This window comes from Streptomyces sp. NBC_01016, assembly GCF_026341035.1.
GTDB lineage: Bacteria > Actinomycetota > Actinomycetes > Streptomycetales > Streptomycetaceae > Streptomyces.
The window spans coordinates 417,343-441,584 of record NZ_JAPEOQ010000002.1; the positions used below are offsets into that span (position 1 = coordinate 417,343).

Annotated in this window: 19 protein-coding genes; 7 read left to right on the forward strand and 12 right to left on the reverse strand. The window is 70.8% G+C overall.

Translation table 11 applies throughout. The features are described 5' to 3' along the window. Window positions 1-7: 7 nt before the first annotated feature. Complete coding sequence (locus tag OG746_RS28595; protein ID WP_266719855.1) at window positions 8-973, reverse strand: metal ABC transporter substrate-binding protein; 966 nt, start codon at window positions 971-973, stop codon at window positions 8-10. Between the two features lie 188 nt (window positions 974-1,161). Here OG746_RS28595 and OG746_RS28600 point away from each other — a divergent pair, with 188 nt between their 5' ends. After that, window positions 1,162-2,544 carry a glycine--tRNA ligase gene (locus tag OG746_RS28600; RefSeq protein WP_266719857.1) on the forward strand — a complete coding sequence of 461 codons (1,383 nt, stop codon included), beginning with the start codon at window positions 1,162-1,164 and terminating at the stop codon, window positions 2,542-2,544. Between the two features lie 91 nt (window positions 2,545-2,635). Here OG746_RS28600 and OG746_RS28605 read toward each other — a convergent pair whose 3' ends face one another. Genes OG746_RS28605 through OG746_RS28615 form a run of 3 tightly spaced genes read right to left on the reverse strand, consistent with a single transcriptional unit; the run spans window position 2,636 to window position 3,986 of the window. Beyond that, entirely contained in the window at window positions 2,636-2,902 is a 267-nt protein-coding gene (locus OG746_RS28605) for a DUF397 domain-containing protein (RefSeq protein WP_266719859.1), read from the reverse strand. Continuing rightward, entirely contained in the window at window positions 2,899-3,129 is a 231-nt protein-coding gene (locus tag OG746_RS28610) for a DUF397 domain-containing protein (RefSeq protein WP_266719861.1), read from the reverse strand. Before OG746_RS28610 ends, OG746_RS28605 begins: the two co-directional genes overlap by 4 nt. Then, window positions 3,129-3,986, reverse strand: coding sequence for a helix-turn-helix domain-containing protein (locus tag OG746_RS28615; protein ID WP_266719863.1), 858 nt, complete (start codon window positions 3,984-3,986; stop codon window positions 3,129-3,131). Before OG746_RS28615 ends, OG746_RS28610 begins: the two co-directional genes overlap by 1 nt. A gap of 174 nt (window positions 3,987-4,160) precedes the next feature. Between OG746_RS28615 and OG746_RS28620 the strand changes: the two genes are divergently transcribed. Continuing rightward, complete coding sequence (locus OG746_RS28620; RefSeq protein WP_266719865.1) at window positions 4,161-4,607, forward strand: ATP-binding protein; 447 nt, start codon at window positions 4,161-4,163, stop codon at window positions 4,605-4,607. A 432-nt stretch (window positions 4,608-5,039) separates the two neighbouring features. Here OG746_RS28620 and OG746_RS28625 read toward each other — a convergent pair whose 3' ends face one another. From OG746_RS28625 to OG746_RS28640, 4 genes are all read right to left on the reverse strand, one after another. Then, window positions 5,040-5,624 carry a TetR/AcrR family transcriptional regulator gene (locus tag OG746_RS28625; RefSeq protein WP_266719867.1) on the reverse strand — a complete coding sequence of 195 codons (585 nt, stop codon included), beginning with the start codon at window positions 5,622-5,624 and terminating at the stop codon, window positions 5,040-5,042. Between the two features lie 24 nt (window positions 5,625-5,648). Next, window positions 5,649-6,659, reverse strand: a complete 1,011-nt coding sequence (locus tag OG746_RS28630; protein ID WP_266719869.1) for an aldo/keto reductase — start codon at window positions 6,657-6,659, stop codon at window positions 5,649-5,651. A 112-nt stretch (window positions 6,660-6,771) separates the two neighbouring features. Next, window positions 6,772-7,704, reverse strand: a complete 933-nt coding sequence (locus OG746_RS28635) for a molybdopterin-dependent oxidoreductase (RefSeq protein WP_266719871.1) — start codon at window positions 7,702-7,704, stop codon at window positions 6,772-6,774. 45 nt (window positions 7,705-7,749) lie between these two features. Next, entirely contained in the window at window positions 7,750-9,186 is a 1,437-nt protein-coding gene (locus OG746_RS28640) for an MFS transporter (RefSeq protein ID WP_266719873.1), read from the reverse strand. 112 nt (window positions 9,187-9,298) lie between these two features. On the opposite strand from OG746_RS28640, the gene OG746_RS28645 reads away from it, so the two are divergent. After that, window positions 9,299-10,183 (forward strand): helix-turn-helix transcriptional regulator, encoded by an 885-nt coding sequence (locus OG746_RS28645; protein WP_266719875.1) that lies wholly within the window; start codon window positions 9,299-9,301, stop codon window positions 10,181-10,183. Here the strand turns inward: OG746_RS28645 and OG746_RS28650 are convergent. Both OG746_RS28650 and OG746_RS28655 read right to left on the reverse strand, forming a co-directional pair. Further along, on the reverse strand, window positions 10,178-11,647 hold the full coding sequence (locus OG746_RS28650) for an MFS transporter (RefSeq protein WP_266719877.1): 1,470 nt from the start codon (window positions 11,645-11,647) through the stop codon (window positions 10,178-10,180). The genes OG746_RS28645 and OG746_RS28650 overlap by 6 nt on opposite strands. A gap of 57 nt (window positions 11,648-11,704) precedes the next feature. Further along, window positions 11,705-13,186: an MFS transporter gene (locus tag OG746_RS28655; RefSeq protein ID WP_266719879.1), complete on the reverse strand. Its 1,482-nt coding sequence runs from the start codon at window positions 13,184-13,186 to the stop codon at window positions 11,705-11,707. 100 nt (window positions 13,187-13,286) lie between these two features. Here OG746_RS28655 and OG746_RS28660 point away from each other — a divergent pair, with 100 nt between their 5' ends. Further along, window positions 13,287-14,144: a helix-turn-helix transcriptional regulator gene (locus OG746_RS28660; RefSeq protein WP_266719881.1), complete on the forward strand. Its 858-nt coding sequence runs from the start codon at window positions 13,287-13,289 to the stop codon at window positions 14,142-14,144. Between the two features lie 119 nt (window positions 14,145-14,263). After that, window positions 14,264-15,391 carry a tRNA dihydrouridine synthase DusB gene (dusB, locus tag OG746_RS28665; RefSeq protein WP_266719883.1) on the forward strand — a complete coding sequence of 376 codons (1,128 nt, stop codon included), beginning with the start codon at window positions 14,264-14,266 and terminating at the stop codon, window positions 15,389-15,391. A gap of 881 nt (window positions 15,392-16,272) precedes the next feature. Here the strand turns inward: dusB and OG746_RS28670 are convergent. Then, window positions 16,273-18,261 (reverse strand): amylo-alpha-1,6-glucosidase, encoded by a 1,989-nt coding sequence (locus OG746_RS28670; protein WP_266719885.1) that lies wholly within the window; start codon window positions 18,259-18,261, stop codon window positions 16,273-16,275. Further along, complete coding sequence (locus OG746_RS28675) at window positions 18,258-19,613, reverse strand: MGH1-like glycoside hydrolase domain-containing protein (RefSeq protein WP_524540484.1); 1,356 nt, start codon at window positions 19,611-19,613, stop codon at window positions 18,258-18,260. Before OG746_RS28675 ends, OG746_RS28670 begins: the two co-directional genes overlap by 4 nt. Window positions 19,614-19,757: 144 nt before the next feature. Between OG746_RS28675 and OG746_RS28680 the strand changes: the two genes are divergently transcribed. Both OG746_RS28680 and ppdK read left to right on the forward strand, forming a co-directional pair. Next, window positions 19,758-20,960: an ROK family protein gene (locus OG746_RS28680; protein ID WP_266719887.1), complete on the forward strand. Its 1,203-nt coding sequence runs from the start codon at window positions 19,758-19,760 to the stop codon at window positions 20,958-20,960. Window positions 20,961-21,375: 415 nt separating this feature from the next. Then, window positions 21,376-24,093 (forward strand): pyruvate, phosphate dikinase, encoded by a 2,718-nt coding sequence (gene ppdK / locus OG746_RS28685; RefSeq protein WP_266719889.1) that lies wholly within the window; start codon window positions 21,376-21,378, stop codon window positions 24,091-24,093. Window positions 24,094-24,242: the final 149 nt, after the last annotated feature.

Consider the following 24,242-nt stretch of genomic DNA (forward strand, 5'->3'; position numbering starts at 1 on the left):
TTCGAGGTCACTTGGTGCCCAGCGCCTTCTGGAGGGCCGCCAGGTTCGACTCCATGACCGAGATGTAGTCGTCGCCCTTGGACTTGTCGGTGATGCCCTCGATCGGGTCGAGCACATCGGTCTTGAGCTTCGCGTCGCCCGCGAGGGTCCTGGCCGTCTTGTCGCTGACGAGCGTCTCGTAGAAGACGGTGGAGACCCCGTCGGCCTTCGCCGTCTTCTGGAGCGCCTTGACGCGGGCGGCGCTGGGCTCGCTCTCCGGGTCCAGGCCGTTGATGGCCTCCTCGGTGAGGCCGTAGCGCTCGGCGAGGTAGCCGAAGGCGGCGTGCGTGGTGATGAAGGTCGAGGACCTGGTGTCCTTCAGGCCCTTCTCGAACTTGGTGTTCAGCTCGTCGAGGTCGCCGACCAGTGCCTTGGTGTTCTTCTTGTACTCGGCCGCGTGGTCCGGGTCGGCCTTCTCCAGGGCCTTGCCGACGCCCTCGGCGACCTCGGCGTACTTCACCGGGTCGAGCCAGATGTGCGGGTCGGCGGCGTCCGCGTCGTGGGTGTGCTCGCCGTGCTCGTGGTCGTGACCGTCGACCTCGGTGCCGTGCTTCTCAAGGGCGGTCAGGGTGCCGGCGTCGACCTTCGTCTTGATGTCGGACTGGTCGATGGCCTCGTCCACGGAGGGCTGCAGGCCCTTCAGGTAGACGGCGACGTCGGACTCCTCGAGCTGGGCGCGCTGCTTGGCGCTGACCTCCAGGTCGTGCGGCTCCTGGCCGGGCTCCGTCAGGTTCGTGACGTCGACGTGGTCGCCGCCGATCTCCTGGGCGAGGTACTGCATCGGATAGAACGACGCGACGACGCTCAGCTTGCCGTCGCTCCCCTTGTCGTCCGCGGCGGAGCTGCCGCACGCGGTCAGGGCACCGAGGCCGAGGGCGGTGGCGGCGGCGACGGGTATCAGGCGGCGAGGACTGCGGAGCACACGTACGTTCATGACTGTCATTTTCAACAAAACTGGAAACGGTTGTCAACAAGATGTTCGTCGAGGTCTTCGTCACGCTCGGTCCCGCTCTGTCCCGGGAACCGATTTGGTTCGGGGGGTGGGCCCGCCGGTAACCTAAAAGCTTCGCTCCCGGAGCGCGTATCCAGCGCGCTCACCGTCGCCGTAATGAAGAGAGCACCGTGGCCGCCGACAAGATCGAAACCATCGTCAGCCTCAGCAAGCGCCGTGGCTTCGTCTACCCCTGCAGCGAGATCTACGGTGGTCAGCGTGCCGCCTGGGACTACGGGCCGCTGGGCGTGGAGCTGAAGGAGAACCTCAAGCGCCAGTGGTGGCGCTACATGGTCACTTCGCGCGAGGACGTCGTCGGTATCGACTCGTCCGTGATCCTGGCGACCGAGGTCTGGCAGGCCTCCGGCCACGTCGCCACGTTCACCGACCCGCTGACCGAGTGCACCTCGTGCCACAAGCGGTTCCGTGCGGACCACCTTGAAGAGGCGTTCGAGGCGAAGAAGGGCCGGCTCCCCGAGAACGGCCTGGCCGACCTCTCCTGCCCCAACTGTGGCAACAAGGGCACGTTCACCGAGCCCAAGCAGTTCTCCGGCCTGCTCTCCACGCACCTCGGCCCGACGCAGGACAGCGGCTCCGTCGCCTACCTGCGCCCCGAGACCGCGCAGGGCATCTTCACCAACTTCAGCCAGGTGCAGACGACTTCGCGCCGCAAGCCGCCCTTCGGCATCGCGCAGATGGGCAAGTCGTTCCGCAACGAGATCACGCCCGGCAACTTCATCTTCCGCACCCGCGAGTTCGAGCAGATGGAGATGGAGTTCTTCGTCAAGCCCGGTGAGGACGAGGCGTGGCAGGAGTACTGGATGGAGCAGCGCTGGAACTGGTACACGGGCCTCGGCATGCGCGAGGAGAACATGCGCTGGTTCGAGCACCCGAAGGAGAAGCTCTCCCACTACTCGAAGCGCACCGCTGACATCGAGTACCGCTTCAGCTTCGGCGGCAGCGAGTGGGGCGAGCTCGAGGGCGTCGCCAACCGCACCGACTACGACCTGTCCGCGCACTCCAAGGCCTCCGGCCAGGACCTCTCCTACTTCGACCAGGAGAAGGGCGAGCGCTACACGCCGTACGTCATCGAGCCCGCGGCCGGTGTCGGCCGCGCGATGCTCGCGTTCATGATGGACGCGTACCTCGAGGACGAGGCGCCCAACGCCAAGGGCAAGATGGAGAAGCGCACGGTCATGCGCTTCGACCACCGCATCGCCCCGGTGAAGGTCGCGGTCCTCCCGCTGTCCCGCAACCCGGAGCTGTCGCCGAAGGCGAAGGGCCTCGCGCAGGCGCTGCGGCAGAACTGGAACATCGACTTCGACGACGCCGGCGCCATCGGCCGTCGTTACCGTCGCCAGGACGAGATCGGCACGCCGTTCTGCGTCACCGTCGACTTCGACACCCTCGACGACAACGCGGTGACCGTGCGCGAGCGCGACACCATGAAGCAGGAGCGCGTCTCCCTCGACCAGATCGAGGGCTACCTCGCCAGCCGCCTGATCGGCTGCTGACCAGCTCTTCGCGTACGAAACGCCCCGGCCGACCGCTTCCGCGGTGGGCCGGGGCGTTTCGTTTTCGGTCTCAGTCTCTTCGGTCTCGGTCTCAGTCGAACTCGCCGTGCAGCGCCCCGAGTTTGAACGCCTCCCACTCATGGGCGGTGAAGCGCAGGACGAGCCCTCGTGGGTCGGCCGGATTGCGCAGGGCCACCGCGCCGTCGCCGAGCGCGGCGATCTCCACGGGGCCGCCCCGGGTCGGGCCGCCGGGGGCACTCAGCCATTGGGCCTCGGAGATGTCGAGCGCATAGAGCCGCGCTTTCTCTTTCTCCAGTGCGATACCGAACGGAATGCTGTCCGTGGTGCCCGTGCTCATAGTGGCAGGACTCCAGAGTTGACGCTTGAAACAAATGCGTGCCACGCCGAGGATTCGAAGACGACCGCTCCGAACTCCCTATGCTTCGTGTCGCGGATTGCCCGCCGGTCCGATGTGAGTTCGGCGTGCTCGACACATCCATTGGATGCGCCGCTGAACGTACTCTTTCGCCAGACCGCTGACCCGACTTCGACGTGCGAGGCGGTGGGGGCGGAGGTGGGGAGCATCACGGCCCACTTTCTTGCTTGATTCGGTCACTGATGTACAGGCGGGACTGTGCGGGGGACAGCGCGGCGGCCGTCAGGTCGTCCCAGGCCTTCGTGTACATCTCCACGTCGGGGCGCTGCTCAAGGAGCGTGCCGCCGGTCATGTGCTCCAGCCACGCCACCTGCACGGGCGGTTCGCCGCGCATCGTGAAGAGCGTGTACGGAGCGTACTGCGCGAGGGGCAGGGTGATGTCCAATGGCAGCACCTGAATGGTGACATTGGGCAGACCGCTTGCTTCCATCAGGTATTCGAACTGCTCACGGATCAATGCCCGTGGGCCCGGTATGCGGTGCAGTGCGGGCATGTCGATGACCACTCTCAGGCGGAATTCCGCAGGTCCGCCGAGTAGATCCTTGCGCCTCATTCGAGTATTCACAAGGGGTTCGACGCGATCCTCTTCGGCCCCCACGGTGAATATCTCTCGCATATATGCTTCTGTCTGCAAAAGCCCTGGCAGTACCGAAGGTTCAAAGGACCGCACGAGCGAGGAATCCGCCTCGAGGGTGAGGTAGTCGCGCAAGTCGTCGCTCAGCAGCGGCCCTTGGCCCGACCACCAGTCGACCTTGTGGATGTCCCGGGCCAGGCGCTTGAGGTTGGTGCGCTGCCGGTCGTCCTCGACTCCGTACAGATTGAGGAGCGTTGTCAGATCGAGCCGGCGGATGCCCCGTTTTCCCGTCTCGATCTGACTGATCTTCGGCTGCCCGCATTCGAGTGCCAGTGCCGCGTCGTTGACCTTCAGACCGGCTTCGGAGCGCAGTCGTCGCAGCTCGGCACCGAGACGACGGCTCCGCATGGTGGGCATCTCGCTCTGGGGCATGGCCACATGATGTCCCGCGCCTTCAGGCCACACAACTGTCATATGCCTACCCGCTCCATCGGAATGGTGATTCTTACGTAATACTTGCCTAAGGCAGGGTTTCGGTACCAAGATGACGGTCCAACGCCCGTTGTCCACAAGCGAGTTCACTCCCATGGGACCCCCGGAGGGGTAATGCCGGACCAGTCGACGGATGAGATCGATGTGATCGACATGCTCGATCAGCCGTGCTCGATCCGTATGGAGTACAGCCCGCACCGCCTGGAGCAGATTCGCCGGATCGTTGGTGCCCGCCTGCGGTGCTGGGGCCTGCACGGGCTGGTGTACGACACGTCGTTCGTGGTGACCGAGCTGTGCAGCAATGTGCGGCACTGTGACGGCGGCACCTTCGAGTTGGCCATCATCCGAACCGTCGATGGTGTCCGCCTCGAAGTGGCCGACACGTCCCCCGAGCTCGTGGTCATCCCCGTGGAGCCACCGGACTTCCTCGAGCCCGGAGGTCGGGGTCTGTTCCTGGTCTCGGCCTACGCCTCCGCTGTCGGCGTGCGGCCGACGCTCACCGGAAAGGTGGTGTGGGCCGAGCTCGCGCTCAAGGACAGAGACGCGGGCGGGTCCGGCTGACGGAGCCGGCGAGCCGCAGGGTGGCACCCGTGTGCGTCTGTGGGGGTTCAAGCGAATCCTCTGGTCGCGCCGTCCGCGGGACTGCCGGGGTCGACACCGCTGTCGCGGGGGTCCAGGGGTCGACCGCGCCGGGGTCCGGGGCGCTGCTTCCGTTTGGGGCGGAAGTCGGGAGAGCGTGGGGATGATCTGTGATCCAGCCCTCATGCGGAGCGTACGAGGGGCTGCGAAAACTTCACAGTGGCAGCCATGTGGATTCGGTCAGATGTTTGGAGGCATGCATCGGCCGAAGTCAACCTATGGCCAACGGTGTTACTGCTGGTATCGGCCGCTGTCACGGCGAAGTACGCCGAGGACGGGCCTCCTGCTCAGCGCTGAAAACGGCCGCACAGCATGGCCGAGAGTGAATGCACGGTTCCGCCAGGAGAGCCCTCGTCAGTGGGCCGAGATCCCGCGCACGACGAGGGACACCAGCGTGTCGAAGGCGCGCTGCGCGTCCGGGTGCGACCACTCCGGCGCGTACACCGGGTCGTGGAAGTGGGCCGTGGCCTCGAAGACCGCCCGGGCCGTCGCGGGGAGATCCTCGATCTCGAACTCACCCGCGGTCACGCCCTGTTGGAGGATAGCGGTCAACTGGGCCGCCAGTTCGTCGATATGGGCGTGGACCACGCCGCCCTGCTCGTCCGTCAGGACGGAGTATGTGGCGAACAGCTCCGGGTCGTCGCCCGCCTTGTGGCGCTTCGCCTCGAAGAGCGTCGCCAGCCAGTGGCGCAGCTTGCCGGCGGCGGGCTCGTCGGCCGCGACGACCTCGGCGAGCCGCGCCGTCGTCCGGTCCAGCCAGCGCTTGGTGACCGCGCCGCGCAGCTCCGCCTTCGTACGGAAGTGGCGGTACACCGAGCCGTGGCTGACCCCCAGCGCGCGGGCCACGTCGACGACGGTCGCCTTCGCGGGACCGTGCCTGCGCAGCACGTCCTCGGTCGCGGCGAGGATGCGCTCGGGGGTCAGGGTCTCGGGGGCCATGGCTACGAAGTTACCCGGCGCCGATCAGCGCTCGCTGTCGAGGTGTGCCATCTGGGCCGCCGGGTAGCGGTCGCCGGCCGCGGCGTCGGCGGGCACGGCCGCCTCGATGGCGGCGAGGTCGGCGGCGTCCAGGCGCACGTCGAGCGCGCCGAGGGCCTCCGAGAGGCGCTCGCGGGTGCGGGCGCCGATCAGCGGCACGATGTTCTCGCTGCGGGCGGCCACCCACGCGATCGCGATCTGCGCGACGCTCGCGCCCTTCTGCTCGGCGATCTTGCGGAGCTGGTCGACGAGGTCCAGGTTGTGCTGGAGGTTCTCGCCCTGGAAGCGCGGGCTGAAGGCGCGGAAGTCGCCGGCGCCGAGCTTGCGGTCGCGCGTGTAGTGGCCGGAGATCAGGCCGCGGGACAGCACGCCGTACGCGGTGATGCCGATGCCCAGCTCGCGGGTGGCGGGCAGGATCGACTCCTCGATGCCGCGCGAGATGAGCGAGTACTCGATCTGGAGGTCCGAGATCGGGGCCGTGGCGGCGGCCCGGCGGATGGTGTCCGCGCCGACCTCGCTGAGCCCGATGTGGCGTACGTAGCCCTGCTCGACGAGCTCGGCGATGGCGCCGACGGTCTCCTCGATCGGCACCTCGGGGTCGAGGCGTGCGGGCCGGTAGATGTCGATGTGGTCGACGCCGAGGCGCTGCAGCGAGTACGCGGCGAAGTTCTTCACCGCCTCGGGGCGGGCGTCATAGCTGTTCCACGAGCCGTCCGGGCCGCGCAGGGCGCCGAACTTCACGCTGGTCAGCGCGTTCTCCCGGGCAGCGGCGGGGGCCGTGCGCAGGGCCTCGCCGATCAGCATCTCGTTGTGGCCCATCGCGTAGAAGTCGCCGGTGTCGAGGAGCGTGACGCCCGCGTCGAGCGCAGCATGGACGGTGGCGATGGACTCGGCGCGGTCGGCCTCGCCGTACAGCGCGGACATGCCCATGCAGCCGAGGCCGAGGGCGGAGACGTCGGGGCCGGTGGTGCCCAGAGGGCGGGTGTGGAGGGTCATGTCATCCACCATGACATGACAGGTGACAGATTTCAATATCTGTCACCTGTCATTCGGCACCCGGTCGGGCGGACGGGAGCTTGTCGGGCAGGTGGGAGTTCGACGACGGGCCCTAGCGGGCCCGTACCTCGATCTCGTGCACGGAATTGCGTGCCCCCGGTGGCGGCTGGACGCGACCCTGCGTGTCCGTGGCGCGGCTGCGGATGCGGTGCGGGCCGGGGGAGAGGGTGGTGTCCAGGGTGAAACGGGTCCAGGCGTAAGGGAGTTGAGGGGTGGGCTCCAGCTCGGCCGGCCGCCACGGGGTGGCGTCCACGGATACCTCCACGCCCGCCACCGCCGACGTGCTCCACGCCCGGCCCGTCAACTCGACGTCCCCTGACGGGATTTCGTCTCCGTCGTACGGGGCGAGCAGCTTGCTGTTGACGTCGACGTCGCGGACCGGGTGGCCGTCCCGGTTGTAGAGGCGGGTGGTGAAGAGGTGGTCCGGGCGGACGTCCGAGACCACCAGGCGCGTCAGCCACTTCACCGAGTTCGTGCCGAACATGTGCGGCACCACCGCCCGTACGGGGAAGCCGTGTTGCACCGGCAGCGGCGCTCCGTTGAGGGAGTGGGCGAGCAGGACGTCGGAGTGGGCGCGGGCGAGGGGCAGGTCCTTGACGTAGCCGATGCCCTTCTCGTCGGCGAAGTCACCGTGGTCCGCCCCCTCGAACCACACGTGGCGGGCCGCGCCGGTCGGCCGGGCGCGGTCCAGGACGGTGGACAGCGGGACGCCGGTCCACTCCAGGTTCGTCACCGCCCGCGTCGGCACATCCGGCGCGAACGGGCTCCCGAAACACTCGTGGACCGACGTGAGGTGGTGCTGGGGGAGGGCCAGGAGGGCGGGGAGATCCAGGGTCAAGGGGTGTTCCACCAGGCCCTCCACCCGCAACTCCCATTCCGCAGCGTCCAGTTCGGGCGGCGCCCCCAGGTGCGTACGCACGAAGAGGGAGTCGACCGGCGTGACGGTCGAGGGCGGGGTGCGCGGGTCCGGCGGGCGTGGGCTCATGGCAACCAGCATGCCGGGGCCCGCGCCGCGCCGCACGGTCACCGGTCAGGCGATCACGCGCGGCAGACGCAGGCTGAGACCCACCGTCAGGGCCACCGTCGCGAGCTGCACGAGCAGCGTCGTGATCAGGGCGTCGCGCATGCCCTGCGAGGAGGCCAGGGAGAGGAACAGGGTGCCGAGCGTGGCCACGCCCAGGGCCAGGGAGGCCTGTTGGGTCGTCGTCATGACGCCGCTGCCGACGCCCGCCCGCTCCGTCGGCACCTCGGACAGGATGATCCGGAAGATGATGGGCAGTTGGAGCGCCTGGCCCGCCCCGGCGAGTGCCGCGCCGGGCAGCAGCTGGAGCACGCCGAGGTCCGGCCAGGTGCGCCACGCCGCCAGCGCGATCAGTACGATCCCCGCCGCCTGCAACAGGCCGCCCGCGGTGACGACCCGCGTACCCCAGCGGGCCACCAGCCGCGGACCGGCGAGCGATGCCACGAAGAAGACCGCCGCCATCGGGGCCAGGGCGAGGCCGGCCGAGGTCGCGCCGAGCCGCTCGCCCTGTTGCAGCGCCACCGCGATCACGAACATGAACCCGCTGAAGCCGATGGAGAAGGGCACCACCATCATCAACCCCCGGCGCAGCGACACCAGTTGAAGGAGGGACGGCGGAATGAGAGGCGTCTGTCCCGCCCGGTCGGCCCTGCGCTCCACCGCGTAGAACGCGTACGCCAGACCCGGGAACGCCGCGAGCGACATCCACGTCCACAGCGGCCAGCCCGCCGCCCGGCCCTCGGTGAGCGGGGCGAGCAGTGCCATCAGGGCGAGGGCGAGCAGCACCGTGCCGGGCACGTCGACCGGCTCGGGGCGGTCGGAGCGGGTCTCGGGGACCGTACGGACGGCGAGTACGAGGGCCAGCACCACCACCGGCACGTTCACCAGGAACACCGAGCGCCAGCCCGAGCCGAACAGGTCGGCCGAGACGAGTACGCCGCCCAGGACCTGGCCCGCCACCATCGACAGGCCGGCCGTCGCCCCGTACATGCTCATCGCCTTGGCGCGGCGCGTCCCGGCCGTCGTGGCTTGGATCGTTGCGAGTACCTGCGGCAGCATCGCGGCGGACGCGGCACCCTGCGCGACCCGCGCAAGCACCAGCGTCCAGGCCGTCGGGGCGAGCCCGCAGGCCAGCGAGGTGAGACCGAAGGCGGCCATGCCGCCGAGGAAGAGCCGGCGGCGGCCGATCAGATCGCCGAGCCGGCCGCCGAGGACCAGGAGCACGGCGTACGCGATGCCGTAACCGGCGACGACCAGCTCAAGGACCGGCTCGCTCGCGGACAGGTCGCGGCCGATCGTGGGCAGGGCGACGTTCACGATGAAGAAGTCGATGAGGGGCAGGGCCGCGCCGAGCAGCACGGTGAACAGGCCGGGGCCCGAGAGGGAGGTGCCGGTGCCGGATCGCACGGGAGGCGCGATCGGCGGGGACTGCGTGTGGGTGGTCATGGCACTGAGCGTGCGCCGCCGCTCAGACTGGTACCAGAGCCTTCTTATCCTGGTAGAACCTCTACCTGGAAACAGAGTGCGTGGGGCCGCCTCCAAGGTGCAGCCTGGAGACATGACCACCATGGCGCACGAGACGCGGGACGTGCGGGACGAGCAGCCCGGCGAGATCCGGCGGCACGAACTGGCCGGGTTCCTGCGCAGCCGCCGCGAGCGGATCACCCCCGAGGACGTCGGCCTGCCGCGCGGACAGCGCCGCCGCACCCCCGGCCTGCGCCGCGAGGAGGTCGCGCATCTCTCCGCGGTCGGTGTCACCTGGTACACGTGGCTGGAGCAGGCCCGCGACATCCAGGTCTCCGCGCAGGTCCTCGACGCGCTCGCCCGGACGCTGCGGCTCGACGGGAGCGAGCGGGCCCATCTGTTCGGCCTCGCGGGCGCCATCGACCCGACACCGGCGGCGAGTTGCACCACGCTGACGCCCGAACTGCTTGACCTGATGGACCGGTTGGAGCCCGTCCCCGCCTGCGTACAGAACAGCAGGTACGACATCCTCGCCTACAACCGCACGTACGGGATGCTGCTCTGCGACCTCGACGAGATCCCGCCGGAGGACCGCAACTGGATGCTGCTCGCGTTCACGCACGAGGGCTGGCGCTCCGCGATCTCGGACCTCGACAGCGTGCTGCGGATCATGGCGGCCAAGTTCCGCTCCGGCATGGCCGAGCACCTCGGCGAGCCCGCCTGGAAGCTGGTCCTCAAGCGGCTCATCGAGGAGTCGCCCGAGTTCCGCGAGCTGTGGGAGCGGCACGAGGTGGTGCAGTCCGTGCCCAGCAAGGTGAAGCACTTCCACAACCCGTACGTGGGACCGCTCTCCGTCGTCCACACCGACCTGTGGCTCGGCCGGGACTGCGGCGCCCGCATGGTCACGTACACACCGGCGGACGCCGTGAGCGGTGAACGCCTCGAAGCGCTCAGGGAGTTGGCGACCGCCCGGTCATGAGCCCGTGGCCGCCTTCGTGACGGCCGCGTCCTCCGCGTCCTCAAGACGCTCCGCCGTCCGCCGCGCCGTCTCCCGCGCCCAGTGCCCGCTGGTCAGCGCGCCGAGCACCAGGACCGCGAGGCCGCAGCCCGCGATGATCCACCAGCAGGAGCGGCTGGCCTCCACGAAGGCCTTCGCGTACGAGGATCCGGCGACGCCCGACGCGAGCACCGCGCCGATCACCGCGACGCCGAGGGTCTGGCCGATCTGGCGGCTGGTGGAGGCGACCGCCGCCGCGACGCCCGCCTGAGCGCGCGGCATTCCGGAGACCGCCGTGTTGGTGATCGGCGCGTTCACGAAGCCGAAGCCGATGCCGAACAGGACGTAGCCGATGAAGAGCGTCGTGTTCGAGGTCTCCGCGTCGAACGCCGCGAAGAGGATCCCGCTCGCCGTCATCATCACCCCCGCGACGAGGAGGGGCAGGCGCGGGCCGTGGCTGCCGACCAGACGGCCGGAGAGCGGGGCGCACACCAGCGTCATCGCCGCCATCGGCAGCATCCACAGGCCCGCGTGCAGCGCGTCCAGGCCGCGTACGTCCTGGAGGTAGAGCGTCGACAGGAACAGGAAGCCGCCGAGCGACGCGAAGCCGCAGATCGCGATGACGGTGGCCCCGCTGAACGGGGCCGAGTGGAAGAACCGCAGGTCGATGAGGGGTTCGGCGCGCCGGGGCTCGTACAGCAGGATGCCGATGAGCGAGGCGGCGGCGATCGCCGCGAAGACGATGATCCGCACCGAGGTCCAGCCCGCCGAGGGCGCCTCGATGATCGCGTACGTCAGTGAGCCGAGCAGCGCGATGATCAGGAGCTGGCCGACCGGGTCGGGGCGGCGGGCCTTCGGGGCGCGGGACTCGGGGACGTAGCGGATGGTGAGCAGGAGCGCGGCGAGGCCGACCGGCAGGTTGATCCAGAAGATCGAGCGCCAGCCGACGGAGTCCACGAGCAGCCCGCCGACCAGCGGCCCGGCCGCCATGGAGATGCCGACGACGCCGCCCCACACGCCGATGGCGCGGGCCCGCTCGCGCGGGTCGGTGAAGGTGTTCGTGATGATCGACATCGCGACCGGGTTGAGCATCGAGCCGCCGACGGCCTGGAGCATCCGGAACGCGACCAGGGACTCCAGGTTCGGCGCGAGGGAGCAGGCCACCGAGGCGGCCGTGAAGACGATGAGGCCGATCTTGAAGACCTTGCGCCGACCGATCCGGTCGGCGGTCGAACCGGCCAGCATCAGCAGCGCGGCGAGGACCAGCGTGTAGGCGTCGATCGTCCACTGCATGCCCGAGAGCGTGGCGTCGAAGTCCTTCGCCATGGACGGGAGGGCGACGTTCAGGACGGTGTTGTCGAGGCTGACGATCAGCAGGCTCATGCAGCAGATCGCCAGGACGAGCATGCGCCTGCGGTGGGGGAGGGGGGTGGGTGCATCGGGCATGTGTTTGACGGTAGCCCGAGTCGCCACAGACCGGACACGCGAGGTCGTCGGTCGGGGTCAGGCCAGGTTCCGTGGCATGCGTACGCTCAGGGCCGCGAGGCCCAGCAGTCCGGCGGCCTGCACCGCGAGGACGACGGCCAGCGCCGTCCGCATCCCCGCTCCCGGCACCAGCGCCAGGAAGAGCGAGCCGAGCGTGGCCACACCCACCGCGAGGCACGCCTGCTGCACGGTGGCGGCGAGGCCGCTGCCCGCCCCGGCCCGTGCGGCGGGCACGGCGGCCAGCACGATCCGGTAGTAGAGCGGCAGCTGGAGGCCGCCGCCGACCCCGACCAGGGCGAGACCGGGGGCCAGGACCAGCGGAGTGATCCGGTCCCAGGGCACCCACAGCGCGGTCAGCGCCACCGTCGCGAGGCCCGCGATGTGCACGGCGGCGCTCAGCGCCAGCGTCCGCGCGCCGAACCGGGCCGCGAGCCGCGGCGCGAGGACCGAGGCCGCGAACTGGGTCACGCCCATCGGCACCAGCGTCAGGCCCGCCTTCAACGCGCCGTAGTGCAGGCCCTGTTGGAGGGTGACCGCGCTCACGAACATCCAGCTCGCGAACCCGACGAAGACCGGAAGGCCGAGGATCAGCCCGCGCCGCACCGCCGGGGCGGCCACCAGCGAAGGCGGCAGCAGAGGGCTGCCGCCACTGCGCTCGGCCCGCCGCTCGACGGAGACGAAGGCCCAGGTCAGGAACGGCGCGGCCAGCAGCGTGAGCACCGACCACAGCGGCCAGCCCGCCGCCCGGCCCTCGGTCAGCGGGAGCAGCAGCGCGGTCAGCGACGCCGCGAGGAGCACCGTCCCGGCGAGGTCGCCGCGCGCGGGCCGCTCGGCGCGGCTGTCCGGCACGGTGCGTACGGCGAGGAGCAGGGCGGCAGCCGCGACCGGCACGTTCACCAGGAAGACGGCCCGCCACCCGGTCCCGGCGAGGTCGGCGGCGACCAGCACCCCGCCGAGGACCTGCCCGAGCACGACGGAGACGCCGCCCACGGACCCGTACAGGGACACGGCCCTCGCCCTGCGCTCCCCGCTCGTCGTGGCGTGGATGGTGGCGAGGACCTGCGGCAGCATCAGCGCGGACGCGGCGCCCTGCGCGACGCGGGCGGCGACCAGCGCCCACGCGTTCGGTGCGAGACCGCAGGCCAGCGAGGTGAGGCCGAAGGCGACGACGCCGAGCAGGAACAGCCGGCGCCGCCCGAAGGTGTCGCCGAGCCGGCCGCCGAGGACGAGCAGCACGGCGTACGCGACCGCGTAACCGGCCACCACCATCTCCAGGCCCGCGGGGGAGGCGTCGAGATCGCGGGCGATGCTGGGCAGGGCGACGTTCACGATGAAGAAGTCGATCATCGGGAGGGCGGCGCCGATGAGGACGGTGAACAGGCCGATGGGGCCGAGTAGGGGTGCGTCCCGCGTTGGGGGCGTGGTGGCGGGGGCCGGTGGTGCCGATGGTGCCGGTAGTGCGGATGCGGTGCCGGTGGTGGTGGTGCCGAGGGTCGTCATGGGTTGACCATCGCCCGGTGCTCAGCCTGGTACCAGAGTCTCCTCATCCTGTTACAGGCGGTACCTGGCAACCGGATGAGGGCCGGGGCATCCTGGTGGCATGTCGACCCGCCCCGTCTCCGACGACCCCCGAAGGCTGGAACTCGCCGCGTTCCTGCGCAGCCGCCGCGAGCGGATCCAGCCGGAGCGGGCCGGACTGCCGCGCACCGCGCGCCGCCGCACCCCCGGCCTGCGCCGCGAGGAGGTCGCGCACCTCTCGGCGGTCGGCGTCACCTGGTACACGTGGCTGGAACAGGGCCGCGCGATCAACGTCTCGCCCGGCGTCCTCGACGCGATCACCCGCGCCCTCCAGATGGACCCGACCGAGCGCGCCCACGCCTTCGCGCTCGCGGGCACCACCGACCCGCACGCGGAGACCGTCTGCCCGGCCGTCACGCCGACGATGCTGCGCCTCATGGAAGGTCTGTCGCCCTACCCGGCGTCCCTGCAGAACGCCCGCTACGACGTACTCGCCCACAACCCCGCCTACGCCGCGGTCTTCGGCGACCCCGCCGAACTCGCCCCCGACGAGCGCAACTGCATGTGGCTGCTCGCCATGAGCGACCGGTGGCGCGAGCAGTTCCTCGACCGCGACGAGATGCTGCGCGACCTGGCCGCCAAGTACCGCACGTCGATGGCCGAGCATGTCGCCGAACCGGCCTGGAAGGCGCGGGTGGCCCGCCTCCTGGAGCTGTCGGCGGAGTTCCGCGCGATCTGGGAGCGGCACGAGGTCGCGCCGATGGTGCCGCACGTGAAGCGGTACCGGAACCCCGAGGTGGGGCTGCTGCGCCTGGAGCACCGCAACCTGTGGCTGTCGCCGGAGAGCGGCGGGTACCGGCTGGTCGCGTACGTTCCCGCGGACGAGGAGACCGGTGGGCGCCTGGAGAAACTGGCGGCGCCGGCGGCCGTGACGGGCTGAGCGGGGGCGGGGCGGGGGCCGGGCGGGGAGTGAGGGACAGCGGCCGTGACGGGCTGAGCGGGGAGTGAGGGACAATGGATGCTTGCCCCCACCCGTCGTCCGTCCCGGAGAGCCCTGAGATGTCCGCTCTGACCATCGGCCCCCACCTGGTGCAGCCCCCCGTGGTGCTCGCCCCCATGGCGGGGATCACGAACGCGCCGTTCCGCACCCTGTGCCGGGAGTTCTCGGGCGGCAAGGGCCTGTTCGTGAGCGAGATGATCACGACGCGGGCGCTGGTCGAGCGCAACGAGAAGACGATGCAGCTCATCCACTTCGACGAGACCGAGAAGCCTCGCTCGATCCAGCTGTACGGGGTGGACCCGGCGACCGTCGGCAAGGCCGTCCGCATGATCGCGGAGGAGGACCTGGCCGACCACATCGACCTGAACTTCGGCTGCCCGGTTCCGAAGGTGACGCGCAAGGGCGGCGGGTCGGCGCTCCCGTACAAGCGCCCGCTGCTGCGCGCGATCCTGAAGGAAGCCGTGTCGGGGGCGGGCGACATCCCGGTCACGATGAAGATGCGCAAGGGCATCGACGACGACCACATCACGTTCCTCGACGCGGGCCGGATCGCGGTCGAGGAGGGCGTCACGGCGATCGCGCTGCACGGGCGTACGGCGGCGGAGCACTACGGCGGCACGGCGGACTGGGACGCGATTGCGCGGTTGAAGGAGCACGTTCCGGAGATCCCTGTCCTCGGCAACGGCGACATCTGGTCGGCGGACGACGCGCTGCGCATGGTGCGCGAGACCGGGGTCGACGGGGTGGTCGTCGGGCGCGGCTGCCTGGGGCGGCCGTGGCTGTTCGCGGATCTGGTGGCGGCGTTCGAGGGGCGCGAGGAGCGGGTCCGGCCGACGCTGCGGGTGGTGGCGGACGCGATGGTGCGCCACGCGACGCTGCTCGGCGAGTGGATCGGCGACGAATCGCGCGGAGTCATCGACTTCCGCAAGCACGTGGCCTGGTACCTGAAGGGTTTCGCGGTCGGCGGCGAGCTCCGCAAGCGCCTCGCGACGACGTCGTCCCTCGGTGAACTCCGGGCGGGGCTGGACGAGTTGGACCTCGACCAGGGTTGGCCCGCGGGTGCGGACGGCCCGCGGGGCCGTACGTCGGGCAACGGACGAGTGGTCCTGCCGGACGGCTGGCTGAACGACCCCAACGACTGCGCGGGCATCTCGGCCGACGCGGAACTGGACACGTCCGGGGGCTGACGGGGTCCTGTTGCCCGGCACCGTCCTCCGGCCACGGGGCTCCGCCCCGGACCCCGCGCCTCAATCGCCGGCGGGGCTGAAAAGATCGGGGCCCTGCCCCGGACCCCGAGTCTCGTCCCAGAGCGGGGCTTTAATTGCCCAGCCGCCGCAGGGGCTTGATGGGGCCGCCACTTCGCGGGGGCGGGGGTCGGCCGAGTGCTGATCGCCTCGTTCCCGCTCATCTCCCACCCACCCGCCCCTCCGGGGGGCGTCGGCCCGACGGGGTGCCGCTCACTCTCGGGGTAGTCCGCCGTCGGCCCCGGCTCCCGACTCGTTGCGGTCGCCGTCCACCGCCTGGGGCGATCTGCTGCCGGTCCCGGCTCCCCACCCGTCCGGTCGGCCGTCACCCGCCTTGGGTAGTCCACCGCCGGCCCCGGCTCCCCACCCCTGGCGGTCGGCGCCCACCGCCTTGGGCAATCTGCCTTCCCCAAGCTCTCCGACAAGCTCCGAGCAGGGGCGACCCCATCGGGCGGCAGGGTGGGCAAGGCGGCACCCCGGTGCGGCGCAACAGCCGACGGGGCCCGGCTCCGGTGCGGCTTCGGGCCTGGTGCGGTTCCGGGGGCACGATGACCTGCCACGCGTGCCCCCTTGGGCCGGAGCCCCCGGAGGGGGCGGGGGGTGGGAGATGGGCGAGGTACGGGGTAAGGGCAAGTAGCAGGTGATCGAGGGAGGCGGACGACCCAGGTGGGCTGGGCGTCAACCGCGATCAGCGGGCGGGGGAGCCACCCCGGTGCAGCTCAAATGCCCGTCGCCGCGCAGCGATTGCTACCGGCGCCCACCCCGGCACCGCCCAACGACCCTGGTGCCGCGCCACAATCCGACCGGCGCCCACCCCGCCCCCGCTAACCCCCCACCGCGCTGAGCAGCGCCAGCGGTGTCGCCGCTGAGCGGGATTCGCGGGTGCAGGCGTGGGGGTAAGGGACCGGCGCCGGGTAGGCCGAGCTTGCGTAGCCTGCGATTACCTCCGGGAGGCGGCCGGCGCAGGCGGTTGATGCCGCGATCAGGCCGGTTGCCACCATCCGCGCCTCGTCGTGCAGCCCGTACCGGGCCAGGCCGAGCGCGATCAGGGCGTTGTCGTGCGGCCACACCGAACCCCGGTGGTAGGAGAGCGGGTGGTACGCGGCCTGGCCGGAGGCCACCGTGCGGACGCCCCAGCCGGAGAAGAAGTCCGGTTCGAGGAGACGACGGCCGACCGCCTCCCCGTACTCCTTGTCCAGCAGGCCCGACCACAGCAAGTGCCCCGCGTCGGAGGCGAGCGCGTCCAGTTGGCGGCCCTCGCCGTCCAGGGCCAGCGCGGGGAACCCCGCCTCCTCCATCCAGAAGTCCCGTACGAAGCGGTCCCGCAGGTCCGACGCCGCCTGCGTCAGCAGATCCGCGTACACCGTGTCGTCCCAGATCGTCCGGGCCAACACCGCCGTCCGCCGAAGCGCGTCGTATGCGTAGCCCTGCGCGCCCGCCGCCATCACGGGGCCCGTCGCCCGGCCGCCGTCGGCCGAGCAGATCGCGCCGGGGGAGTCCTTCCAGTTCTGGTTGGCGAGCCCGCCCCGGTCCGCGCGGTAGACCAGGTAGCCGCGGGACGTGAGGCCGCCGTGGTCGAGCATCCAGCCCACCGCCGCCCGTGCGTGGGACTCCAACCGGCGGGCGAGGGTCACGTCCGCCGTCTGTTCCACGTAGGCCCCGAGAAGGATCAGGAACAGTGGCGTCGCGTCCACCGACCCGTAGTAGCGCCCGTACGGCACCTGCCCGAAGTGCGCCAACTCCCCGTGCCGCACCTCGTGCACGATCTTCCCGGGCTGCGCCACCGCCCCCTCCACCTGCTCGGTCGCCTGCGTCGCGGCCAGCACCGGGAGCGTCGCCGCGGCGAGTTCCGGCCGGTACGGCAGCGCGAAGAGCGAGGTCAGGGCCGCGTCCCGGCCGAGCAGCGTCAGGAACCACGGCACCCCGGCCGCCGGCACCAGATGCCGCTCCCCGTCGGGCCCGGCCGCCGGCACCCGCAGCACCGCCAGATCGGCAAGCCCCCGCGTACAGGCGTCCGCGAGCTCCGGCCACGCCCCCGGCAGCTCGACGCCCTCCGTGAACTCCCTTACGGTCCGGGCAAGTTCGGCCGCCACCGCCGCCGGACTCGTCGCCGCTCCGGCTACCACCGCCGCCCCGGCCGACTCCGCCCCGGCCGACTCCGTCCCCGACGGCCCCGCCACCACCCGCAGCGCCAGCTCCGCTACGCCCTGTCCCGCGAGGTCCAGCGTCCACACGAGGCGGCGTGCCCCGGTTCCCGTCTCCTCCACCGCGTCCGGCGCGGGCTCGCTCGTCACCGTCGTCGACGAGCGCCAGTCGCCCCGCGTGTACGTGAACTCCACGCCGTCGTCCAGGACTTCACGCGTACGCACCGCCCCGGGCTTCTGGTACGTACGGTGGTCGGAGCGCAGCTCGAACTGGTCGGTGAAGTCCGCGTCCACCGTGAGCGCGACGCGTACCGTCGTCGGCACCGGACGGTTCGATACGACCTTCAGGAGCTCCACGAACGAGCCCTCCGTCACCGCCTGTTCGCGGAACAAGGTGTACGCCGACGGCTCCTGGCGCCCGCCGCGCGGCACGAGCACACAGCGGCCGACGCCCTCCTCCTCGTACGACATCGGCATCAGCACCTCGGGCGCCGCCCCGTCGACCGTGAGCTGCCAGCGGCACAGGTGGCGCGCGTCCCGCACGAACAGGCCGTCCGGCGAGAAGCCGCCGCGCACCGCGGTCAGCGCCCCGGACGGGTCGGTCGCCGCGAACGTCCCTCCGTACACCAGGAGTTGCCGCCCCTGCCCGTGTCCGTACCCGTCCGTCATCGTGTCGTCCTCTCGGCCAGCAGATCCAGCGTCAGCGCGGCCGTCCAGCCGAAGCCGCGGGCGCCGCAGCCCGCCCCCGTTCGGGGATCCACGTACTCGGCGAAGTCCGAAGCCCCCGCGACGTCGAGCATGGCGGTGCGCAGCCGCCCGGCCCGCGCGTGCTCGCCGTGCAGCCGCAGGCCGTACTCCAGAAGCCAGTTGGTGTTGAACCAGGCGGGCCCGCGCCAGTAGCGGTGCGGGTCGAAGGCCGCGCCGAGCAGGTCGTAGCTGGGCGCCATCCGTACCTGATCGCCGACGCCGAAGTGCGGTCCGCGCGCCGTCTCCAGGAGCGGCCGCACCACCTCGCGCGGCAGCGTCGGCAGGATCAGCGGCAGCAGCCCGGAGACGCCGTACTCACGGACGAGGCCGCCCCCGCCCCGTAGATCCCGGCAGAAGAACATCCCGGCCCGCGGATCCCACAGCCGCCGAACCAGCGCCGCCGTCAGCCGCTCCGCGCGCGCGTGCCGAGCCGTCCCCCTGGCTCCCAACTCGCAGGCGATCCGGGCCAGCGCGTGCTCGGAGGCCGCGAGCAGGGCGTTGAAGGACGGGTCCTCGACCGCGAACTCCCCGCCCGCGTCCGCGTATTCGGCGTCCCTGTAGTCGGCCGCGAGGCGTACGTACCGTCCGTAGTCGAGATCCGTCGGGCGGTCGTCCGCCGCGCCGTGCTCCAGATCCGCGCGGCGGAACGAGCGTGCCGGGGCGGGGGAGATCCGGTTCAACGGGGCGTCCCAGCAAGGGCTGTTGTCCATGCCCTGCTCCCAGGGGTGGATCACGGAGACGAGGCCCGCGCCGCCGTGGTCGCGGCGGTGGAGGAGATAGCGATGCCAGGCGGCGAGGCCGGGGTACACGCGCGCCAGGAAGCCGCGGGAGCGGGACAGGCCCGGGTCCGCGCGGTGCACCAGCCAGGCGGCCAGCGCGTGCACGGGCGGCTGCACGATGCCGGAGGTCTGCACGGCGGCCGGGGCGCCCGCGGCGCGGCCCGCGGTGGAGGAGCGCCAGAAGTCGGGGCTCGGGAAGTAGGCGTCGAGCGCGACGGCGGGGTTGAAGACGATGTGCGGGATCCGGCCGTCGCCCCACTGCGCGGCAAGAAGCGTCTCCAACTCGCCCTGGGCGCGCAGCGGAGAGACATGACGCAGGCCGATCGCGATGAACGCCGAGTCCCACGACCACTGGTGGGGGTAGAGCGTGCGCGAGGGGACGGTCGAGGTCCCCGTCCAGTTCGCGTCGAGCACGCGCGCGGCGCGGTCCCGTAAGGAGACGCGGGTCCGCGCGGGCCGCAGCGCTCCTCCGCGCCGCTCGGTCGTGTGCTCCACAGGCTTTCCCACACCTCTTCCAACGGGTGTCGGTTACGCGGTTCGCCGCATAGGGTTACGTCTATTTAACACGCAAAACTTAGAATGTAACGCACAGTTGATGAACGCAAGGGGGCCGGACGGCCCGTGAGGGGGCCGGACGGCATGGCGGGGAATCAGGCGAGCGCCGGAGAGCTGCTGCACCTGGTGCGCAGCGGCAGAGCGACCACGCGAGGCGCCCTCCAGGAGGTCACGGGCCTGTCCAGAGCCACGGTCGGCCAGCGGCTCGATCGGCTCTTCCGCGCGGGCTGGCTGCGCGAGGGGACCGCGGGTCCCGTCAACTCCCGGCTCGGCGGCCGCCCTTCGATCCACCTGGAGTTCGATGACGCGCACGCCGTGGTGCTCGCCGCCGACCTCGACACCCGGCACGCCCGCGCCGCCGTCCTGTCCCTGACCGGCGAGGTGCTCGCGGAGCACATGGACACCCTCACCGTCGACGACGGGCCCGAGCGGGTGCTGTCCCAACTCGGCGGCTGGTTCGGCGACTTGCTGCGGAAGGCGGACCGCTCGCCCGACCTGGTGTGCGGGATCGGCCTCGCGGTGCCGGGCCCCGTCGACTTCGCGTCCGGCCGGGTCGTCCAGCCGCCGATGATGCCCGGCTGGGACGGCTACGACATCGTGGGCCGGCTCGCCCGCGCGGCCGCCGAGGGCGCGGGCACCCCGGCGGACGTCCCGGTCCTCGTCGACAACGACGCCAACCTCATGGCGTACGGCGAACAGCGCACCGCCCACCCCGACTGCCGCGCCTTCGCCCTCGTCAAGGTCTCCACCGGCATCGGGGCGGGTGTCGTCGTGGACGGCGCGATCTACCGGGGCATCGACGGCGGCGCGGGCGACATCGGGCACATCCGCGTGCCGGACGGCGCGGACGCGCTGTGCAAGTGCGGCTCGTACGGCTGCCTGGCCGCCGTCGCCAGCGGCCGGGCCGTGGCGCGCCGGCTGACGGAGGCGGGCGTGCCCGCGACGTCCGGCTCCGATGTGCGCGAGCTGCTGGCCGCCGGGCACCCGGAGGCGCTGCGGCTCGCGCGGGAGGCGGGGCACGCCGTCGGCGAGGTCCTCGCGACCGTCGTGACGCTCCTCAACCCCGGCGTTCTCATGATCGCCGGAGATCTGGCCGGAACTGCCTTCCTCACGGGCGTCCGTGAACTCCTGTATCAACGGGCACTGCCGCGCTCGACCGCGCACCTGGACGTGGTCACGTCCCGGCTCGGCGAGCGCTCGGCGCTCATCGGAGCGGGAGCGCTGGTGGTGGAGGAGCTGTACGCCCCCGCGCGGGCCGAGCGGCGGCTGGCGGCGCTGGGCCTGTGACGCGCCCGTTTCGTCCCCGAGAGGCGTCCGCATGCTGGAACGGGAGCGTCCGGGAGCCGCTTCAAACGGCGTGATTCTCGCCACCCCTGATCAGGGTTGCGCTCAAATGAGCGCTTGAAACCCGTCTGCACTTCTCCAAGCCCTGGCACTCAGTGCCACCGTTCGATCATTTACGACCTGAACGCACAAACGAGCAGGGCGCGCTCAAGTGAGCGTTGAGCGGGGTCTACGGGGGTAGTGTCTTCAAGTAATGAACGAAAGGTCGAGAGGGTCACCCCTCGTCCGTCACTTTCGATCTCCTGGCGGACGGGTGGTTACGCCCGTGTGACAGCTGAGTGGACGTACCCACAGGCCTTGGATCTGGGTATGTTCCTCGCCGTCAGGGCAGCCACCGAGCCTCGAGGAGTCGAGACACGTGTCGGAGAACAAGGATCCTCAGGTAGCGAAGTTCGTTTACGACTTCACCGAGGGCAACAAGGACCTCAAGGACCTGCTGGGCGGCAAGGGTGCCAACCTCGCCGAGATGACCAACCTGGGACTTCCCGTCCCGCCCGGCTTCACCGTCACCACCGAGGCCTGCAAGGTCTACCTCGACAGCGGCGAGGAGCCGGTGGCACTCCGTGACGAGGTCTCCGCGCACCTCGACGCGCTCGAGAAGAAGATGGGGAAGAAGCTCGGCCAGGCCGACAACCCCCTTCTGGTGTCGGTCCGTTCGGGCGCCAAGTTCTCCATGCCCGGCATGATGGACACCGTTCTCAACATCGGTCTCTCCGACAAGTCGGTGCAGGGCCTCGCCAAGCAGGCCGGCGACGACCGCTTCGCCTGGGACTCGTACCGCCGCCTCATCCAGATGTTCGGCAAGACCGTCCTCGACATCGACGGCGAGCTCTTCGAGGACGCCCTGGAGAAGGCCAAGGAGGCGAAGAAGGTCTCGGTCGACACCGACCTGGACGCCGCCGACCTCAAGAAGCTCGTCACGCGCTTCAAGAAGATCGTCAAGACCGAGGCCGGACGGGACTTCCCGCAGGACCCGCGCGAGCAGATGGACCTGGCCATAAAGGCCGTCTTCGAGTCGTGGAACACCGACCGCGCCAAGCTGTACCGCCGCCAGGAGCGCATCCCCGGTGACCTGGGCACGGCGGTCAACGTCTGCTCGATGGTCTTCGGCAACCTCGGCGCGGACTCCGGCACGGGCGTCGCGTTCACCCGCGACCCGGCCTCGGGCCACCAGGGCGTGTACGGCGACTACCTGCAGAACGCGCAGGGCGAGGACGTCGTCGCGGGCATCCGCAACACGGTGCCGCTCGCCGAGCTGGAGCAGATCGACAAGAAGTCGTACGACCAGCTCATGCAGATCATGGAGACCTTGGAGAACCACTACAAGGATCTCTGCGACATCGAATTCACCATCGAGCGCGGCCAGTTGTGGATGCTCCAGACCCGCGTCGGCAAGCGCACCGCCGGTGCCGCCTTCCGTATCGCGACGCAGCTCGTCGACCAGGGCCTGATCGACGAGGCCGAGGCGCTCCAGCGCGTCTCCGGCGCGCAGCTCGCGCAGCTGATGTTCCCGCGCTTCGACGACGAGGCGAAGGTCGAGCTGCTCGGCCGCGGCATCGCCGCCTCGCCGGGCGCGGCGGTCGGCAAGGCGGTCTTCGACTCGTACACGGCCATCAAGTGGTCGCGCTCCGGCGAGAAGGTCATCCTGATCCGCCGTGAGACCAACCCCGACGACCTCGACGGCATGATCGCCTGCGAGGGCATCCTCACCTCGCGCGGCGGCAAGACCTCGCACGCCGCCGTCGTCGCCCGCGGCATGGGCAAGACCTGTGTCTGCGGCGCCGAGGACCTCGAGGTCGACACCAAGCGCCGCCGGATGACCATCGGCGAGACCGTGGTCGAGGAGGGCGACGTCGTCTCCATCGACGGCTCCACCGGCAAGGTCTACCTCGGCGAGGTGCCCGTCGTGCCCTCCCCGGTCGTCGAGTACTTCGAGGGCCGGATGCACGCCGGCGCCGACGACGCCGACGAACTCGTGGGCGCCGTGCACCGGATCATGGCCTACGCGGACCGAGTACGCCGCCTGCGCGTACGCGCCAACGCCGACAACGCGGAAGACGCGCTGCGCGCCCGCCGCTTCGGCGCGCAGGGCATCGGCCTGTGCCGCACCGAGCACATGTTCCTCGGTGACCGGCGCGAGCTGGTCGAGAAGCTGATCCTCGCCGACACGGACAGCGAGCGCGAGGACTCCCTCAAGCTGCTCCTCCCGCTCCAGAAGCAGGACTTCGTCGAGCTGTTCGAGGCGATGGACGGCCTCCCGGTCACCGTCCGCCTGCTCGACCCGCCGCTGCACGAGTTCCTGCCGGACATCACCGAGCTCTCGGTCCGCGTCGCGCTCGCCGAGTCCCGCAAGGACAACAACGAGAACGACCTGCGCCTCCTCCAGGCCGTGCACCGGCTGCACGAGCAGAACCCGATGCTGGGCCTGCGCGGCGTCCGTCTCGGCCTCGTCATCCCCGGCCTGTTCACCATGCAGGTCCGCGCCATCGCCGAGGCCGCGGCCGAGCGCAAGGCCGCCAAGGGCGACCCGCGCGCCGAGATCATGATCCCGCTCGTCGGCACCGTCCAGGAGCTGGAGATCGTCCGCGAGGAGGCCGACCAGGTCATCGCGGAGGTCGAGGAGAGCCACGGCGTCAAGCTGAAGCTCGCCATCGGCACCATGATCGAGCTGCCCCGCGCCGCCCTCACGGCCGGGCAGATCGCCGAGGCGGCGCAGTTCTTCTCCTTCGGCACCAACGACCTCACGCAGACGGTCTGGGGCTTCAGCCGCGACGACGTGGAGGCTTCGTTCTTCACCGCGTACCTGGAGAAGGGCATCTTCGGGGTGTCGCCGTTCGAGACGATCGACAAGGACGGCGTCGGCTCGCTCGTGAAGTCCGCCGTCGAGGCGGGACGCGCCACGCGGCCCGACCTCAAGCTCGGCGTCTGCGGCGAGCACGGCGGCGACCCGGAGTCGGTCCACTTCTTCCACGAGGTGGGTCTGGACTACGTCTCCTGCTCCCCGTTCCGCATCCCGGTCGCCCGTCTGGAGGCGGGCCGCGCGGCCTCCACCTCCGCGGGCAGCGACCACCGCTGACCGGGAGTTGAACTCCGGGGCCGCCGCGGGTCCCCGACCCTCACCGATTCGCGGCGGCCCCGGTATCCACGAAAGGGCGGCACCCCTGTGCGGGGGGTGCCGCCCTTTTCGGCGTGTGCGTACCCTTCGGTAACCCCCACTGACGACGT